The 2,800-nt window shown below is 72.7% G+C and carries 2 protein-coding genes; one reads left to right on the top strand and one right to left on the bottom strand.

From position 1 onward, the window contains the following. Nucleotides 1-100 precede the first annotated feature (100 nt). Complete coding sequence (locus H5J30_RS25600; RefSeq protein ID WP_181789710.1) at nt 101-1,300, bottom strand: lipid II:glycine glycyltransferase FemX; 1,200 nt, start codon at nt 1,298-1,300, stop codon at nt 101-103. A 220-nt stretch (nt 1,301-1,520) separates the two neighbouring features. On the opposite strand from H5J30_RS25600, the gene H5J30_RS25605 reads away from it, so the two are divergent. After that, on the top strand, nt 1,521-2,615 hold the full coding sequence (locus H5J30_RS25605; protein WP_181789711.1) for a sensor histidine kinase: 1,095 nt from the start codon (nt 1,521-1,523) through the stop codon (nt 2,613-2,615). Nucleotides 2,616-2,800 lie beyond the last annotated feature (185 nt).

Genomic DNA, 2,800 nt, shown 5'->3' on the forward strand with positions numbered 1-2,800 from the left:
CTTCGCGCTCTCCTTGCCGCTGAGCCGCTTGCCGTCCTCCGGGCGACCGCGTCAAGGCAGGGGGCGGGCCGCACCCGGCCCTGGGCCGGGGCCCCGCGGCTCAAGTCCGCCCCCGCCGCCTGACGGACTCGCGCCGCTTCAGGTAGAGGCCGAAGGCCCGGTAGACCACCGGCCGCAGCGGCAGATCCCACTCGCCGACGTACCGCACGGCCTGACCGCCGGTGCCGGCCTTGAACGTGATGAGCCCGACGTGCGGGTCGTCCGCGTCCAGGGTGGGGGTGATGCCGCGCAGGTCGTAGACGTCGCAGCCGGCCGCCAGGGAGTCGCGGATCATCGCCCACTGGCAGGCGTTGGAGCCGCGCACCTCGCGCTTGCCGGTGGAGGAGGCGCCGTAGGCGTACACCGCGTGGGCTCCTACGCGGACCAGGACCGCGGCGGCGACCAGGTCGCCCTCGTGCCGGGCCAGGTAGAGCCTGATGCGCTCGGGATCCTCGGCGCTCAGCGCCGCGAACATGGTCTCGAAGTAGCGCAGCGGCCGCGGTGTGAAGCGGTCGCGCTCGGCGGTGTGGGCGTACAGGGCGTGGAACGCCGCAAGATCCGCCGACCCCTCGCCGACCGCGACCTCGACACCCGCCCTGGCCGCCTTCTTGATGTTGCGGCGCCACTGCTGGTTCATGCCCGTGAGCACGTCGTCCTCGGTCCTGCCGGCCAGCGGTATCTCGAACTTGAACTGCGGGTGCCCGGTCCCGAAGCCGTCCTCGGGGCTCTGCGGCAGCCAGCCGGCGTCCCGGAGCCGGCCGGTCACGTGGGTGCCCACCGGGTCGGCCCAGTGCCCCGACAGCTCCGTGAGCCGCCCGGTGCCCGGGTCGGCGACGCCCTCCTTGACCTGGTCCGCGTTCCAGGTGCTCGTACGCACCGGAGGGCCGAGCCGGATCGCGAACGCGCCGTGCGCCTTGAGCCGGGCGGCCAGCGGGTCGAGCCACGCGTCGACGTCGCCGGACCAGTCGACGGCGGGGCCCTCGGGCAGGTAGGCCAGCGTGAAGCGGTCGAGCCGCGGCACGGGGCGGTGCAGGACGAGCCCGGCGCCGACCAGCTCGCGGCCGTCGTACCAGCCGAGGGACTCGCTGCGCCACTCCGTCTTGACGCGGCCCCACGCCGGGGTCTGCAGGAAGCTGACCGACCGCTGCCGCCGCACGAACGCCAGGTGCTCGGCGGGGGTGATCGGCCGGACGGCCAGGCTCGCGCCCGGGGCCCCCGGCTCCTGTCGATGCGCGGTTCGGCCCGGTTCGCTGTAGGACATGCGTCCAGTCAAGACAGCGCGGTGTTGCCGGCGCGTATGGGGTTTTCGATACGCCGACGACATGCTACCGACGGGTAGCGGGCGAGTGGGCGGTTTTCGATACCTGGACGATATGTACCGACTCCTAGCATGAGTCCCATGCGCGTTCTGATCGCCGAGGGGCGGCCCGGTCCGGTGGCAGCCCCTGCGGCACCCGGCACCGGGCGTGAGGGGCACGGCCGTGACTAGGCGGCCCGGCCTGAGCGTTCGCGTCAAACTCACCCTCAGCTACGCCGGCTTCCTCATGCTCGCGGGCGCCCTGCTGCTCGCCGCCATCGGACTGTTCCTCATGCGGGAGGGATGGTTGCAGACCAATGAGGAGGGGGCGTGGAGAGCGACCCCGGGCACCGCCTTCGTACGCGGCTTCGCCCCCACCGCTGCCGCGGTCATGCTGTTCCTCCTGGGGTTCGGCCTGCTGGGCGGGTGGATCCTCGCCGGCCGCATGCTCGCCCCCCTCACCCGCATCACCGACGCCACCCGCATGGCCACGAACGGATCGCTCTCCCACCGGATCCGGCTGCCGGGCCGCAGCGACGAGTTCCGCGAACTCGCCGACGCCTTCGACACGATGCTCACCCGGCTCGAAGCCCACGTCGCCGAGCAGCGGAGATTCGCGGCCAACGCCTCGCACGAGCTGCGCACCCCGCTCGCGATCTCGAAGTCGCTCCTCGACGTGGCCCGCAACGACCCGACGCACGAGCCCGGCAAACTCGTCGACCGGCTGAGCACCGTCAACACCCGCGCGATCGACCTCACCGAGGCGCTGCTCGTACTCAGCCGCGCGGAACAGCGGTCGTTCACGCGAGAGCACGTCGACCTCTCCCTCCTCGCGGAAGAGGCCACCGAGGTGCTGCTCCCGCTCGCCGAGAAGCGCGGTGTCACCATCGAGACCTCCGGTGACATCGCCCCGGCCCTCGGGTCGCCGGCGCTGCTGCTGCAACTGACCACGAACCTCGTGCACAACGCGATCGTCCACAACCTGCCGGAACGGGGAAGCGTCCGGGTGAGCACCCGCGTCCACCACACCGGTGCAGTACTCACCGTCGAGAACACCGGCGAGCTGATCTCCCCGGAGCTGGCCCCGACGCTCACCGAACCGTTCCAGCGCGGCACCGAACGCGTCCACTCCGACCGCGCCGGCGTCGGCCTCGGCCTGGCCATCGTCGAGACCCTCACCCACGCACACGACGGCACCCTCACCCTCACCCCGCGCCCCACCGGCGGGCTCCGCGTCACCGTGGTGCTGCCGCCGCCCGCCCCGTACCCCGGCGGCTGACGAACCCGGAGGCTCCCGGGCCGGAGACGTCACCGACCGTGCCGGCGCGCGTATCGTGCGTGAGGATGACCTACCTGGGGAGGAAGCGCCCGGCACCCGGTGCCCCCTATGGTCCTCCCCGTGGGCAGCGACGGAAGCGACGGAGGCACAGCCCGGCACCACCGACCGCGGGGACGCGGCCGGGT

The organism is Streptomyces phytophilus (assembly GCF_013870535.1).
Taxonomy (GTDB): Bacteria; Actinomycetota; Actinomycetes; order Streptomycetales; family Streptomycetaceae; genus Streptomyces; species Streptomyces phytophilus.

Bases quoted from the DNA above. Each gene is read 5' to 3' on its own strand.
- H5J30_RS25600 (WP_181789710.1), bottom strand. From the start codon at position 1,300: ATGTCCTACAGCGAACCGGGCCGAACCGCGCATCGACAGGAGCCGGGG.